The organism is Microcystis sp. BLCC-F209 (genome assembly GCF_041928595.1).
Lineage (GTDB): Bacteria > Cyanobacteriota > Cyanobacteriia > Cyanobacteriales > Microcystaceae > Microcystis.
In genome coordinates, this window is record NZ_JBHFLL010000300.1 from 1 (window position 1) to 15522 (window position 15522).

General features: G+C 42.4%; 13 protein-coding genes. 3 read left to right on the forward strand and 10 right to left on the reverse strand.

The window, feature by feature from the left end; all coding sequences use genetic code 11:
• Nucleotides 1-427: 427 nt before the first annotated feature.
• From ACE1AQ_RS19350 to queA, 4 genes are all read right to left on the reverse strand, one after another.
• Entirely contained in the window at nt 428-2158 is a 1731-nt protein-coding gene (locus ACE1AQ_RS19350) for an NFACT family protein (RefSeq protein WP_106909394.1), read from the reverse strand.
• A 257-nt stretch (nt 2159-2415) separates the two neighbouring features.
• Nucleotides 2416-3522 (reverse strand): glycine cleavage system aminomethyltransferase GcvT, encoded by a 1107-nt coding sequence (gene gcvT / locus ACE1AQ_RS19355; protein ID WP_008203658.1) that lies wholly within the window; start codon nt 3520-3522, stop codon nt 2416-2418.
• Between the two features lie 778 nt (nt 3523-4300).
• A complete protein-coding gene (locus tag ACE1AQ_RS19360) occupies nt 4301-5989 on the reverse strand; it encodes a serine protease (protein WP_008203660.1) in 1689 nt (562 codons plus the stop codon).
• 162 nt (nt 5990-6151) lie between these two features.
• The gene (gene queA / locus ACE1AQ_RS19365) at nt 6152-7249 is read right to left on the reverse strand and encodes a tRNA preQ1(34) S-adenosylmethionine ribosyltransferase-isomerase QueA (RefSeq protein WP_110544035.1); all 1098 of its coding nucleotides are present in this window, start codon (nt 7247-7249) and stop codon (nt 6152-6154) included.
• Between the two features lie 160 nt (nt 7250-7409).
• On the opposite strand from queA, the gene ACE1AQ_RS19370 reads away from it, so the two are divergent.
• Nucleotides 7410-7799: a hypothetical protein gene (locus ACE1AQ_RS19370; RefSeq protein WP_106909396.1), complete on the forward strand. Its 390-nt coding sequence runs from the start codon at nt 7410-7412 to the stop codon at nt 7797-7799.
• A 3-nt stretch (nt 7800-7802) separates the two neighbouring features.
• Here ACE1AQ_RS19370 and ACE1AQ_RS19375 read toward each other — a convergent pair whose 3' ends face one another.
• Together ACE1AQ_RS19375 and ACE1AQ_RS19380 are read right to left on the reverse strand one after the other, a co-directional pair.
• The gene (locus ACE1AQ_RS19375) at nt 7803-8855 is read right to left on the reverse strand and encodes an LOG family protein (RefSeq protein WP_110544032.1); all 1053 of its coding nucleotides are present in this window, start codon (nt 8853-8855) and stop codon (nt 7803-7805) included.
• Between the two features lie 131 nt (nt 8856-8986).
• A complete protein-coding gene (locus tag ACE1AQ_RS19380; protein ID WP_008203666.1) occupies nt 8987-10171 on the reverse strand; it encodes a lipopolysaccharide assembly protein LapB in 1185 nt (394 codons plus the stop codon).
• A 37-nt stretch (nt 10172-10208) separates the two neighbouring features.
• On the opposite strand from ACE1AQ_RS19380, the gene ACE1AQ_RS19385 reads away from it, so the two are divergent.
• The gene (locus tag ACE1AQ_RS19385; RefSeq protein WP_110544030.1) at nt 10209-11384 is read left to right on the forward strand and encodes an esterase-like activity of phytase family protein; all 1176 of its coding nucleotides are present in this window, start codon (nt 10209-10211) and stop codon (nt 11382-11384) included.
• 111 nt (nt 11385-11495) lie between these two features.
• On the opposite strand, the gene ACE1AQ_RS19390 is transcribed toward ACE1AQ_RS19385, so the two are convergent.
• From ACE1AQ_RS19390 to ACE1AQ_RS19400, 3 genes are all read right to left on the reverse strand, one after another.
• Complete coding sequence (locus ACE1AQ_RS19390; protein WP_002751943.1) at nt 11496-12047, reverse strand: NYN domain-containing protein; 552 nt, start codon at nt 12045-12047, stop codon at nt 11496-11498.
• A gap of 381 nt (nt 12048-12428) precedes the next feature.
• Entirely contained in the window at nt 12429-13253 is an 825-nt protein-coding gene (locus ACE1AQ_RS19395) for a sulfurtransferase (RefSeq protein WP_008203670.1), read from the reverse strand.
• Nucleotides 13222-13665 (reverse strand): ATP-binding protein, encoded by a 444-nt coding sequence (locus tag ACE1AQ_RS19400; protein ID WP_008203672.1) that lies wholly within the window; start codon nt 13663-13665, stop codon nt 13222-13224. Before ACE1AQ_RS19400 ends, ACE1AQ_RS19395 begins: the two co-directional genes overlap by 32 nt.
• Nucleotides 13666-13837: 172 nt before the next feature.
• On the opposite strand from ACE1AQ_RS19400, the gene ACE1AQ_RS19405 reads away from it, so the two are divergent.
• Nucleotides 13838-14974 (forward strand): PP2C family protein-serine/threonine phosphatase, encoded by a 1137-nt coding sequence (locus tag ACE1AQ_RS19405; RefSeq protein ID WP_110544028.1) that lies wholly within the window; start codon nt 13838-13840, stop codon nt 14972-14974.
• Nucleotides 14975-15057: 83 nt separating this feature from the next.
• Here ACE1AQ_RS19405 and ACE1AQ_RS19410 read toward each other — a convergent pair whose 3' ends face one another.
• A complete protein-coding gene (locus tag ACE1AQ_RS19410; RefSeq protein WP_110544026.1) occupies nt 15058-15381 on the reverse strand; it encodes an STAS domain-containing protein in 324 nt (107 codons plus the stop codon).
• Between the last annotated feature and the right edge of the window lie 141 nt (nt 15382-15522).

Below are 15522 nucleotides of genomic sequence, written 5' to 3' on the forward strand. Positions count from 1 at the left end.
AGGCTTTTGACCTGTTAAAATCTGATGTTAGTGCAAGAAAATAGGATTGGGACATTCAAAAACCTTGCATTATTCTCCTCGTAGTACATAAACTGGTACAAAAAAAGAGGGCAACAAAGCCTGAAACGACCGACTCCTGACGACAGACTCCTGACTCCTAACCCCACCAACAAACTTTTTGCCGCAAACCCTAAGTAGAGGCGATAAAATACCAGTGGTTGCTTTAATATCACCTGAATAGTCGGTTTCTTGTGTCTTTCCCCCGACTATCGGCTGCTACCACTGGTTTGCTGTTGTTTGTTGTTGTAATCTGAGGAAATATAGTTCTTGCGTTCCCAAGCGCCTGAACTGCATTTGTCTCTCTAGTAAAAATTGTAACAGACAATACCCATTTTGTGTAAAAAAAAGTAAACAATTTGGTAAAAAATTATTTTTTGCGGTAATCCTCAACCCTCTGAGGACAGCCCCAGATTACCGTTTCCTGTTTGTAAACCACCATACCGGGTTTGGCACCCTTGGGTTTATAGACGTATTTGGGACGGGTATAGACGACGGGAACCTGTTCACTATGGCGAGCGCGGCTATAATAAGCGGCGTAATCGGCGGCAAATTGCAGATCGGCGGCTTCTGGAACTGTACCAGGGCTTAAACGCAGTAAAACGTGACTACCGGCGATTTCTTGACTATGAAACCAAATATCGTAATCGCTGGCACTACGGAAAGTTAGCCGATCATTTTGACGGTTATTTCTGCCAATCCATAATTCTATTCCAGAGGGAGTAATAAAGCGCATAGGTTCCGATTCTTTATTATTCGTCCGATTACGCTGGTAATTGCTTTCTAGATACTTCTGTTGAATTAATTCTTCTTGTATCTCGTCTAGAGCCTGTAAATCTTCGCCGCTGCTATAATTTTCTAGTTGACTTACACTTGATCGCACTTGTTCGAGATAATTAATTTCACTGACCACTTCCTCTAATAAAGGTTCCACCGCTAACCGCGCCCTTTTTAATTTCTGATGTTGTTTATAAAAATATTGGGCATTCTGTACGGGATTTCTTTCGGGATCGAGAGGAATAATAACAGGTTTTCCTGTCTGAAAATCCGCCAAACTAATGCTAGTCATTCCCTGCTGTACTTGCTGGAGATTGGCCATTAATAAATCCCCTTGCTCTTTATAGCGATCAGCATGAGCGGATTCTGCTAGTCTTGTTTGAAATCCCGCCGCTTTGGTTTGCAGTTTAGTCAGTAAATAGATGACTTTTTGATTTAATTTTTGCTGTAGTTGTCGAAAGCTTTCTTGATTAATTTGGTCGCTATAATAACGGTTTAATAATTCTTGGACATTTTTAGCCGCTGCCAGCATCTCCCCACCGATCACTGTATAACCTTCGCTTGTCCATCCGGGTTGAAAGGTTTTATTTTCAAGGATTTTTAACCATTCTTGCCAGACTGAAAAAAGCTTTTCCCAATCATTAGTATCTAACTGATCGGTGTTTAATTTCGGGTTAATCTTGGCTTTTTGCAACAGCGATCGAGCGATAACTGGACTAACCCCACGATAGGTACTAACTAACTGTTTTTCGATAGTTTTAGGGATTAAACTAACTCTGGCTTGCCAACTGCTCAAGGATTCTTCTAAACTGGGATCTGTGGCCAATAAAACGGGGGGTAGTTGATAGATTTGTCCCGTTTGTACGGTGCGAACACTAGACTGGGTAGCATTGACTTGATGGGCAACGGTGACAATTTGATTGTCAGCCGCAGTTAAAATCACATTGCTATATTTGCCGATAATTTCTATATACAAATGCCACAGCGCCGGATCATCGGGACGTTTGGCAAATTGCAGATCGATGACTCTTTCCCACGGGGCCACAAATGCTAATTTCGTCAGCGCAAAACCATTGAGTTGATGACGCAATTGATCGCTAAAAGTGAAGGTATCGGGGATTTTCGGCGGCGGATCACCAATATGCAGCCGCGCCCCTTGGGGATGCCAAGAAATAATTAACCATCCCTTGCAATCAAAGGTTCGTAAATAGAGGGCGATCGTTTGGCGATCAATTTGATACACTTGTTCTAGTCTCGCCGGTAGCCAAGTGGCTGCAATTTCGGCACAAGTGGCGCTGAGGGTGGTAAAGTCTACGGATTGCATTTTCAGTTATCAGTTATCAGCTGTAGGGTGGGTTAGGCGACGGTAACTGCTACAGTTTAGTATTGATTTTGTGTTCGCCGTAACCCACCAAATTATTGCTCCTTTTTTCTCGGTGCTTTAGGTTGGTGCGTTAGCGCAGCGTAACGCACCCTACTGGACTGTTTCAGCTAAAATAGGGCAATAGATTTCGGCTTAAAGTCTTAGATTATAGAATTTATAGCATTTTTCTAATACACCAAATTAGCTGAAACAAACCACTACTTTTTACTTTTGTAAAAGGGTTTTTTAACGACGGTAGCGGGGTAGGTGGTGCCGCGGATTTCCACTTCGATCGCCTGTCCGATCGAGGCGAAAGGTGTGGGAAGATAGGCTAAAGCGATCGCTGTGTTTAAAGTTGGTGATAAAGTGCCACTGGTAACTTTACCCACCGCTTCCCCGGCAAATACTACCGGATAATCGTGACGAGCGATATGTTTGCCGGACATCTGCAATCCCACCAAGAGGCGATTGACACCATTAAGTTTTTGGTCTTCAAGGACATCACGACCGATAAAATCGCCTTTTTCTGGCAGATGAACCAACCAATTTAAGCCAGCCTCTAGGGGACTCGTGCTATCGTCGATATCCTGTCCATAAAGGGCTAAAGCTGCCTCTAAACGCAGGGTATCCCGGGCCCCTAAACCGCAGGGAGTCACCCCTAAATTTAAGAATTCTGTCCAAAGTTGCTGTCCGATTTCAGGGGAGGCCATAATTTCAAAGCCATCTTCTCCCGTGTAACCGGTCCTAGCGATAAAAACTTTTTCCCCGAAAAGCTGGCTTTCCCAGTGATTAAATAGGCCAAAATCGCTTAATTTTTCCCCGATCAAGGGCTGTAAAATTGTCGCCGCCTTGGGTCCTTGCAGGGCGATTAAGACCCTTTCTCGCGATAAATCTTTTAATTTGACCCCCGACCCCTCTAAATTGCCTAAAATCCATTCTCGATCTTTATCGGTGGTTGAGGCATTAACAATTAATACGCCTTGGTTTTCGCTTTGGTAGTAAAAGATAATATCATCGATTATGCCACCGTCCGGGTTGAGTAAAACGCTATATTGTGCTTTTCCTGCCCTTAAACGGGCTAAATTAGAGGGAACTAGGGTTTGGAGAGATTGAACCAGATTATCGCCAGTTAAGATAAATTTGCCCATGTGGGAAATGTCAAACATCCCGACACCACTGCGGACAGCATTATGTTCGGTTTTTAGGCCGCTAAACTGTATCGGCATCTCCCAACCCGCAAAAGGGGTAAATTTGCTGGTTTGTTGGGCAATTAGCTCGTATAAGGGGGTACGAATAGCGGGGGAAGTTGCTTCTTGGTTAGCCACGGTGTTCTCGATCAAATGGTTTTCTGCCTAGAGTAGCATAGCAGTTATCAGTTATCAGTGACCAGTTATCAGTTATCAGTTATCAGTGACCAGTAAACAGTTATCAGTAACCAGTAAACAGTAAATAAGTAGGTAGGCGTTAAAAATTATCAGACACCACCGTTATCAAGGGGGGACTAAGGGTAGGGTTGATTCATGAATCAACCCTACTATGAATCAACCCTACTATGAATCAACCCTAGGACTAAGGGGGGATCGAACCTAAAATCCATTTTTAATTTAATTATAACCAGCTACTTAAGTAGTCATGCAAAATAAATTTCCTAGTGAAGACAGGCAAGAGGCAATAGGCAAGAGGCAAAAGCTTTATCGAAATGTGTAATTAATTTTGCTTAGGTACTTAGTAAACAGTAAACAGTGATAAATCATACTAAATCCGTTGAGTACAGGCTAGTTATGCGGAGAGGCAGTCATGCAAGAGGCACTCATGCAAAGGGGAATAAATAATCAGTTTTTAATAACCGGATTTAGGATCACTATCCACTGATAACTAATAACAAAGGCCGAAACTAAAACCTAATTTGTTAATCTAAAAGCTTTGATGTACTTAGTTTATAACCTTCTTGTTAGGTAGGAGAATTGCCAGATTCTTTCTTTTGCCTCTTGCCTTCAGAAGCTGATTACTGATTACTGTTCACTGATAACTGAAAAAGTTCCCCACTCCCCAATTCATCATTCATAATTTATAATTTATAATTCATAATTCATAATTCATAATTCATAATTGCCACTCCCTTAACCTTTCTCGCACTCTGTCAATGGGAATCGCGAAACCGCAACCCAATCTAACGGCATTTTCTAGGGGTTTAGGAGTAGAGGGATTGGCACAAAATAAACTCGCTTGGGAAATCACTCCCACCACTTGATTTTTATCGTTTAAAACTGGACTTCCCGACTGTCCAGAAACGACAAACATGGATAAACTTAAGGATTTTTCGTTATTATCATTAACCGTGCCTTTGCTGACAGTCCAATCTTTTTGATTAAAAGGATTACCGATCGAGATTACTGGTTGATTAGCGGCAATTGGTAGGGGTGCTAAAGCTAAAGGTTTTAAATCTGGGGGGGGATTTTTTACCTCCAATACTGCTAAATCGAGCCAGTCGTCAGCGGGGGTAGTGTGGAGAATTTTAGCTTTTGAACGCTTGCGAATTTTTCCCTGGGGTGGTTGGCTATAATACTCCACAAAAATGCGGGACCCTGCATCGATTTCTTGACGGTAATTCGTCACCACATGGCGGTTAGTCACGATCCAAGCTGTATCTTGATCTCGTTTTAATAACCAACCAGTGCCGATACCATTTTTATTTTTGCCGCGCACGACAATTTTAACAATTGAGCGTTTTAAATTCACCAGAGGATCACTCTTAACACTGGGAATTATCTCTGGCATTTTTAATAATTCGGGATTGTCGTGAATTAATCGCCCCCGTTGAATTTCCTGTAAAATAAATCTAGCTTCTGATAAATTGGGATCAATTTCTACGGCCTGCCGACACCAATTTAGACCCTCATCGATCTGACCGCTATTGATATAGGTATAACAAAGATTTTCGTAAATATTAGCATTCTTGGGGCTAATTTGCCGCGCCTGTTGAAAAACTGCCATGGCTGCCCCTAGTTTTCCCTGTTCCGCTAAAGCTTTGCCCAGATAATTATAAATATCCCCATCTTTAGGAGCGTAAATTAAAGCCTGTCGATATATTTGCTCTGCTTCCTGCCATTTTCCCTGTTTTCCTAGGGCTTCTCCTAATTTTTTGTAGATTTCACCCTGACTAGGTATCAATTCTAGAGCTTGCTCATAGGCATAACTGGCCTCTTGCCAGAGTTGCTGTTCACTGTAGGCCTTTCCCAGATAAAAATAGGCTTTTCCCTGACTAGGATCGAGAAAAACCGCTGCTTGCAGAGCTTTCGCCGCCTCATCCCAACGTTGTAAACTATAAAGGGCTTTTCCTAGCTGAAATTGCGCTTTAAAAGTTGGTTTAATCATAATTGCTTTTTGGTAGGCATCGATCGCCTCTGACCATTTTTCCTCTTGGGCGAAGATATCCCCCAAAGCCACTAAATAATTACTTTGGGAGGGTTCCATCGGTGGTTTATCATTAACGATAAAGCCACGATTATATGCTTCTAAGGCTTCAGAATAGCGTTTTTGACTTTGCAAGACCTGAGCGATTTTTATATGGGCTTGAACTGAATTTTCGTGGAAAGATAAAACGGTTCGGTAAGCAGACAGAGCCGATTCCTTCTCCCCCGCGGCCAAAAGTCGATCGCCTTGCCAAAGATAAGCCAAGGCAATCAGATAAAAAATAGCAAAGGGAGCAGCGGCGACTGAGGCAATAATCACCAATATTTGCCAGGATTTGCCAAAATGGCGGCGACCGATTTTAACATCTTTTCTTTTCATTTCTTGGTTAGGATAGACAACAGGCTAGAGGTGTTTCGATAATCGACCTAGACCAATTTAGATGCGCGGGCCGCTTACACATATTTTTCCCTTTCCTGTTGCCCTTTCCACAGTTCTGGCCCTCCTTCTTTCTAGGGTATGAAGGTAATTTTGTCCAACTACTTACCGATTACTGCTGCAAGCGCTGGGTAGGATTAACATAGCGTCACCGAAGGAATAGAAACGGAAACGTTCTTGGATAGCTGCTTGATACAATGCCAGTAGTCTTTCCCGTCCGACTAAGGCACTAACTAACATCATCAAACTAGACTTGGGTAGGTGAAAATTAGTGATCATGCCGTCGATAACTCGCCATTGATAACCCGGATAGACAAATAAATTGGTTTTTCCCTGAAAAGCGGTTAATTTCTGGCTCTTAGTTTCTTTGATTGCCCCTTCCAAAGCGCGGGCCACCGTCGTCCCCACGGCAATAACCCGGCCACCTTTGGCCTTTGTTTGGGCGATTTTTTGGGCAGTTTCGGCGGAAATATGCAAAAATTCTTGGTGCATTATGTGTTCTGCAATATTTTCCACTTCCACGGGACGAAAGGTTCCCACCCCCACATGAAGGGTGATATAGGCGGTATCTATACCCTTCTGGGCGAGCTTATGGAATAATTCGGGAGTAAAATGTAGTCCGGCCGTGGGAGCGGCCACAGAACCCTGTTTATCAGCGTAAACTGTTTGATAACGGTCTTCTTCTGCTTCCGATTCGGTGACGTAGGGGGGGAAAGGAATATGACCGTACTCTTCCAACATATCCCAAAAACTGCGCCCGGGATGAGGTTCAAATTCCAGCAGACGACCACCGGTATTCAGATCTCGGTCGATTATTTTCGCTAACCATAATTTTGCTTCGTCTTCCGTTCGCCCTGTTTTCGGATAAAAAAGGACTTCTGAACCGACTTTAAAGCGTTTTCCCGGTTTGACTAGGGATAACCAACGATGGTCATCCTGTTCTTCTAGTAGTAATATTTCTACGGGGGCACCCGTGGTTTTACGGCCAAATAAACGGGCCGGAATCACCCGGGTATCGTTGAAAACCAGCAAATCCCCCGACTCTAACCAAGTGGGTAAATCCCGAAAAATAGCCAAATTATGACTATTGGGAGAATCTACCACCAAAAGACGGGAACTGTCTCGGGGTTCTGCGGGATTTTGGGCAATTAACTCCGGAGGAAGGTGATAATCGTAGCTAGAGAGTAGTTGGTCAGGGGTCATCGTCATTGTCATCATAAAGATCTTCGCAAAAGTTGGGTAATCCTACCCAGGCGAACTTCACTAAATCGGGGATTTCTCCCCTTGGTATCGAGAACGGTCTATCGTCAGACTAGAGATATAACACTAATTGTGACTATTAGCCAATAGCCCGGCGGCCACTATGGACTATCTCTATTTTCTTGCTAATGCTAGTTTAACGCTACGAGTCACCGAATACCTGCGATCGATGACTCATCTGCCCTCCTCCGTCATGACGGTTATTCATCAGATTAACGGTTGGGTGGTCAAGATAAAGTTTAATCAAATGCTCACCCCTTGCCAACACGGTGATTTTCGCGCCTACATGAATGAGTTAGGGATTCCCTATCAACCGGAAATGCGTCTCCAGATGGTTTTTTGGAGTTTGGAAACGGGACAATCCCCCATTGATGTCATGCGTCGTTACCAGGTGGCGATCGTGTCCCATGGTACCCCGGATCAGCAAGATATAGAGGCTTTTCGGCAACAATTTACTAAGGGTTTAGGATACTGTCCGGAAACTCTGGCCTAGGGTTTATTTTCTTTCGGGATGCTCTTCGAGAGCAACTACAGGACTCAAATCGTTGATGTGAGCAATTAACTGATACAAGCGTCCGTAACTCTTGCCGTTAAAGTAAAAAACTAGACGGGGTAAATGGTGGCTGGAATCCCGACTCTCTCGTTCTAGAATTTGACTAGGTTCGATTTTCCCCTTAACTACGATATCGCCGAAGTTTTGGTTAATTTGTTCGATCTGTTCCCCGCTTAGTTCGTGGTTAAGACGAATAACAAAGGATTCTCCCACAAAACGGCTGGAGTGATACACCCGATAGAAGTGGCGAATTGTTTGACAAGCGTAGTCTAGATCGTTGGTAATTGTATAAAAATTCCGATCTTCGGCGGATATCAGTCCTCTTTTTTGCAGATTTTCACTAATTTGTTCTTGCCAAGTTTGCCAGTAGTCCCCATCCGGCTCATCAATCAATACTAGGGGTGCAGGTCCGTATTTACCCGTTTGACAGAGGGTAAGCGTCTCAAAGGCCTCATCTTGGGTGCCGAAACCGCCGGGGAATAAAGCTACTGCGTCACTTTCCCGCAGAAAAAATAGTTTTCTGGTAAAGAAATATTTAAAATCGATTAATTTGGCATCATTTATGATATAGGGATTAGCCCCCTGTTCAAAGGGTAGCTGAATATTTAATCCGAAGGAATTTTCCCGTCCGGCGCCTTCATTCCCTGCCTGCATGATGCCACCCCCAGCGCCAGTTAACACCATAAAACCGTATTGACTGATACAGCGCGCGAATTCTACTGCCAGACGGTATTCACTGCTGTCAGGTTTGATGCGTGCCGAGCCAAAAATGGTCAGTTTACGAATGTGACGGTAGGGGTAAAATACCTGAAATCCCTTTTCTAGATCTTCGATCGCATAGGTTAAAATTTTCCAATCGAGGCGATCGATTTCCTCCCCGGCAATTCTGACTATTGCTTCCAGAGATCTTTGAATCCATTTACTATCTTTCGACTGTGGCAAGCGTTGCAGCAATTTCAGCAAGTCTTCCCTTAATTGAGAATAGGAGTTGTCCATTGGGGGTTGGGTTTTAGGGTGTTGTGGGTTGGGGTGTTGGGGTTTTAGGGTTTTAGGGTTTTAGTTGAAATTCCCCACTTCCCCATTTCCCTGTCCATCTGATAGTTAACTATTCAAATACTTAAAGATCACTATTCAGGATTATTTATTGCTTGATTAATTTGGGTGATTTGGGTTTGAAAATATTGTTCACGATAACGGATAGCTTGGGCTAATTCCGCACCTTTTTGGAAAGCGAGTAAAGCTTGGGGATAATTTTTTCTCTTTAGATAAATTTGACCGATTTGATCGTAGGTATTCATTAAACCGTAGTAATTATAGCCTAATTCATGGACTTTAATTGATTCTTGATAGATTTGTAAAGCATAATCTACCTGTTGATAACTTTTATAAAGTTCTGCCAACTTATTTAAAGCTTCTCCTGCCGTGCCGTACTGTTGTAAAGCCAAAGCGAGAGAATAGGCTTCTTGAAAGTTTTGGCTGGCTTTATTTGCATCTTTTAAAGCTTGGTAATCCAAACCAATTTGAATTTTTAGAGCGGGGATTAACTGTATTTGCTGATTTCTGATCTGGGTTTCAGCTATTTCTTCTTTAATTTTTACTGCGTTAGCTGGTTGTAGAGATTCTCGATAAATTTCTGCTAATCTTTGCAGATAAATTCCTTGCTTGAGCGAGTCATTCCGTGCTTTAGCTACTGCTAATAATTCCTCATAGACTGGGGCTGCTTTTTGATAATCAAAACGGGATAAATGAATTTGACCAAGTTGATTTAAATTTGCTTCTACTGCCAGATTATCCCCAGATTTTCTGGCAGTAGCTAGGATTTTATCATAGATAATTATCGCCTCATTAAAAGCTCGTACCTGTTGATAGGATGTACCTAATAATGCTAATAGTTCCTCCTCCATTGTCTGGTTAGTTTCTGCGGTTTGTTGCAAAGATTTTAAACGAGCAGTAATTAATTTAACATCCTCAGTTCGATCTCGATTCCAAGCTGCTAACCCCACTTTTCCCAAAGATTTTACTTCTTCTTTTGCTCCTAAATAACGATTTAATTTAATCACTTCATACCAGATGGGAAAAGCTTCCTCATTTAATCCCGCATCGTATTTAGCTTGAGCTTCAGCATCGCGTTGATCGATGTATAATAACAGTTGACGATGCTCCAAGGGAGTTAAAGGGCGATCAATTGCGGGTAATAAAGGACTTTTTAGGGGAGTTTCGAGGGGATTGGGTGCAGGGGTTTCTGTTTGTGCTAGGAGAGGAAGGGAAGTACCGATCAAACAGAGCCATAAACTGAGAGAAAAACGTAGCATAATAGATTGATAAGAGCGTAGTAGAGGGTTATATTTTGTGATCGATCGATTCTATAAGAGACTGACTGCCGAAAATTACCGTTTCCCAATTTTGGGTTTAATTGCTAGTTTGATTGTAACCTTTAGTCTGGCTGCCTGTGGTGTCTCCCCGCAAGTTTTGGCAGAACAACGAATGTTTCCACCTCTCTCGGTCGAGTTTCTGGGAGAATATCAATTACCAGAAGCAGATTATCAAGGGACAAGGGTGGGGGGATTATCGGCAATTACCTATGATCGCGCCAATAACCGCTTTTATCTCCTCAGTGATGATCGTTCTCAGAAAGCTCCGGCCCGCTTTTATACGGCTAGTTTGCAGATAAATGATGAAAAAATCGAAAAAGTGAATTTAGAGGCGGTTACGTTCCTAAAAGATGGCAAGGGAGAAACGTTTAAAAAGGGATCGATCGACCCGGAAGGTATCGCTTTTTCGCCCCGACAAACTTTGTTTATTTCCAGTGAAGGTGCGGTTAAACAGGGAATTGCTCCTTTTGTGGCTGAATTTGATTTGCAGGGACAATTAAAGGAGTCTTTGTTAATTCCTAATCGCTTTTTACCAGATGATAGCAATCAAAAAGGAATACAGGATAATTTAGGGTTTGAATCCTTAACTTTAGGGATTACCAGCACTCTTAAAGATGATCCTTTTCGTTTGTTTACTGCCACAGAAAGCGCTTTAATTCAAGATAGTCCCACGGGAAAAAGAGCAGAAAATCTCAGAGTGCGACTTCTTCATTATGTTATTGATCCGATTGGTGCGCCGGTGTTAGTATCAGAACAATTGTATGTGTTAGATGAGCCACCCAGTGGTGCGAGATACTACGGTTTAACGGAATTATTAGCTTTAGAAAAAGAGGGTTATTTTCTCAGTTTAGAGCGAACTTTTGGTTTAGAAGGTTTTGGAGCGAAACTCTTTCAGGTAGTTAACGCAAGCGCCACCGATACCTCGAAAATCGCCAGAATACCGGGGGAATTAGAAGCTTTACAGGTGCAACCCTTGCGGAAAAAATTATTACTAGATTTAGGGACTTTGGGGATTGATTTAGATAATTTGGAAGGAATGACTCTCGGTCCAAGATTACCAGATGGTAGTCGCTCTTTGATTTTAATCAGTGATAATAACTTTAATCCCAATCAGGTCAATCAGTTTTTACTATTTCGACTCAAGGAAAAATAAACAAGAGATGGTTAATTGCCTCACCTATCCCCTTCTGGGAGAGGGGTTGGGGTGAGGACTACCAATAAAGAAAAATAGGATAAATAGCTGGTTTAAAGACAAAACGGCCGGTTAATAATCACTTTTTTCGATATCTTTGCGAATATCATTCAGGTCAATATAGCGATCGGTGGCGTTGCGTAATTCCCTAGCGATCATCCCTTCCGTAGAAACTACGGTAATATGAGTATTTTTAGAGCGCAATAGTTCGATCGCTCGTTCAAAATCGCCATCACCGCTAAATAAAATCACTCGATCGTATTGATCGACAGTATTAAACATATCGACGACAATTTCGATGTCTAAATTAGCTTTCTGGGAAAAACGACCGGAACTATCATCATAATATTCTTTCAAAATTTTCGTTCTCACCGTATAACCCAAACTAATTAAAGCATCGCGAAAACCTCTTTGATCTTGGGAATCTTTTAAACCCGTGTACCAAAAGGCATTAATTAACATAATATTCGGGTCGTTGGTGAAGTAATTTAACACCTTGCGCGGGTCAAAAAACCAACCATTTTTTTGTTGAGCATAAAACATATTATTGCCATCCACAAAAATCGAAAGGCGATCTTTCGGACGGGTGCCACCATTACAATGACAAAGACCGGCTTCTGTCATACAAAATACATACCTAATTTTTTATAGAGTTTAACTATAAAATTACCTTTTAGTAATTTTACGGGGGAAAACGACTATTCTTTGGGGAATAGCGGTGATTTGAGAGCAAAAGGATAGCAACTAAAATAAAAATTAGCTTTTTTGTCTAAGTAGGGAGACACAATTATTTGTAGGATGGGTTAGCGGTAGCGTAACCCATGCGGGCGTTGGGTTTCATGCTTCAACCCAACCTACGTTTATCTTATATTTAATTCCACCCACCCACTTAGGAGACAAACTAGATAATAGTTTCGGAATAATTAAAAGTGATAATAGAGGGATTGTACAGTAATTAGGTCATTTTGATAATCTTTCTCGATAGATGGGTATCAATAGGGCCGGTTAGATCAGGTAGGAACACCAATCACTCCAACCTCCAGAATATAGCTTAACATTGTCGTATCCGGCTAGGGTAAGGGAAAGGATATTGACACAGGCTGTCACTCCCGAACCACAGTAGAGGATAATTTCTCGATCGCCTTGCCGCTCTTGCCAACGTTGTTTTTGCTCGGCCAGGGGTTGGGAAAAACCCTGACTATCGGTGACTTCTAACCAGGGATAATTAAGCGCCCCCTCAATGTGGCCGGCGATCGGATCGATCGGTTCCCTTTCGCCCCGATAGCGATCGCTTTCCCTAGCATCAATTAACACCACTCCCGCTTGCTCTTTTTGCCTTTTTAGCTGCTCAATTGTGACTACCCAATCCTCTTGAACTTGGGGGAGAAAAGCGCCGGTTTTTGGCACAGGTATCTGATTAGAGACGGGATAACCGGCATTTAACCAATTTTGCCAACCACCATCGAGAATGCTGACTCGTTCATGGCCCAGATAACGTAATAACCACCAGAGACGACTGGCAAAGGCAAAACGGGAGGCATCGTAGGCGATCACATGGGTTTGACCGGAAATCACCCCTAAAGAGCTTAATTTAGCGGCTATTGTCTGCGGATTCGGTAAAGGATGACGTCCGCCATGACGGGCAACGGGAGCCGATAAATCGCGATCTAGGTGTAAATAGAAGGCATTTTCAATATGATTGGCTAAATACTCTTGATAACCGAGATCGGGATCGTTTAATTGAAAACGACAGTCAATAACCATCAGATCGGGGCGATCGAGATTGTTCACTAACCAACTAGGAGAAACGAGGGGCGCGATCGGATTCATGGCGGGAAAATTGTTTAATAATTAACAGACAGTTGCGCTGATCTTCATTGTGAGTATAACTGAGTTGATCGGCGATTTTTTGCAGGATCGGCAGTCCTTGCCCATGACCTGAGAAACTATGGTCAAGATGGGCATTTTTCTCGATAAAGCCCTCTAAATCGAAGACGGAACCCCGATCCCAGATGCGAAGTTCCATCTGGGATCGGGTAATCTCGATTTCGATCTCGATCGGGATTTCGGGAGGTAGGTGTCGGTGAGCGTGACGGACAGCATTGGTAAAACCTTCGGCAAGAGCAAGCTGACACTGGAGCCAGTCTTTTTGGGCAATGCCCGCCGGTTCAAGTTGCTCAAAATATTTTAAAACGGTATCTAAGGACTTGAGATCGCTATCTACCTGAAAAGAAATCTTCACCCCCGGCTTACCTCTGCAATGCCTTACGCTAGAAGTTATACCATTTTTCCCCAACTATGACTGATGTGTTGGATCGATTCTGGATTTAATTTTTGGTTGAGGGACAAGCAAAGTCATCTGTCAGGGGGTCAGGAGTAGGCAGTAAGATTGAGATAGTCGAGTCACAAAAAAAATGGTACGAATTCTAGTAATTGATGATGATGGAGTAATTCAAACGTTTTTGAGCCGCGCGTTGCAGAAGGAATACGAGGTTTTTATTGCCGGTGATGGGGAAGAAGGATTAAAGCAAGCGGGGCAACTGAACCCGGCGATGATTATTTGTGATTGGATGATGCCGGGGATCGATGGGTTGGAAGTTTGCCGGCAAATTAAGCTCAATCCCCAACTGTCAACGACTTTTTTTATCCTTTTAACTTCTTTGGGATCGGTGGAGGATCGGGTGAGGGGATTGGATGCGGGGGCAGATGATTTTTTATGTAAACCGATCGAGATTAATGAGTTAAGAGCGCGGGTGCGGGCGGGAATACGTTTGTATCAATTAAGTCATGATCTGCAAGCGCAAAAACAATTACTAGAAATGGAGTTAGCGGAGGCTGCGGAATATGTGCGATCGCTGTTACCAGAACCTTTCATTTCTCCAAAACTTGCTATCGATTTTCGCTTCCTTCCTTCTCGTCGATTGGGGGGCGATGGCTTTGATTATTATTGGTTAGATAAGGACCATTTGATGTTATATCTTTTAGATGTGGCTGGCCATGGTTTGCGAGCGGCTTTACCTTCCCTTTCGGTGATTAATTTACTCCGTTCCCGCAGTTTAAGTCAGGTGAATTACTATCAACCTAATCAGGTTTTACATGGGTTAAATCAAGTTTATCAAATCAGTCCTAAGAATGATAAATATTTTACTATCTGGTACGGAATTTATGATCGGAAACAACAACAGTTAACCTATGCCAGCGCCGGTCATCCCCCGGCAGTTCTCCTGACGCACAAACCTTTTGGCCAGATGATTGAAACCAGACTGAAAGCTCCCGGGTTTCCCATCGGAATGTTTCCGGAAGCGGAATATATTAATCAGGTTAAATGCCTGAATTTACCCAGTAGCCTTTATCTTTTTAGTGATGGAATTTACGAGATCGATTGTGTTGATGGTAGGATGTGGGGACTGGAGAACTTTATTCAATCTTTACGAAATTATCACGGTAATTCGGCTAAAAATCTCGATAATTTTATTGAAAAAATTCAAGCTTTACAATTTGATGGCAATTTTAGGGATGATCTTTCGATTATGCAGGTGGATTTTCGTTAAGTACCTAAGTAAAATTAATTACACATTTCGATAAAGCTTTTGCCTATCCCAACCAATAAATTAATTTTTGCACGACTACTTAATTAACTTCCGAGGATTTTTTGTTCTAATTCTTCTCGGTTATTAAAAATTTCAAAAACTCGATCCATATCAGTCAATTCAAATAACATTTTTATCTGCTCATTAATCGAGCAGATTAATAGTTTACCCCCCGCAGAACGCACAGTTTTTAAGGATAAAACTAGCGCCCCTAAACCAGAACTATCCATAAAGGTGACATTCTGGAAATCAACGATAATAACCTCTGAACCTCCCTGCACGGCTTCGGCAATTTCTTGGCGAAATTGGCCGGCTTGGTTGCCATCTAAAATACCCGATGGTTGAATAACTTTGATGGAAGAACTCATAAAAAAAAGGAAAAATTAAATGTTTTCTACCTGCTCACTCATAACTGCTCGCTGAAATCTGCTGACCGCAGCTAATCTTTAACTATTTTTAACATATTAAGGCCAAGAAAAGCGCAAAATTAAAAATAGGAATTTTTGAAA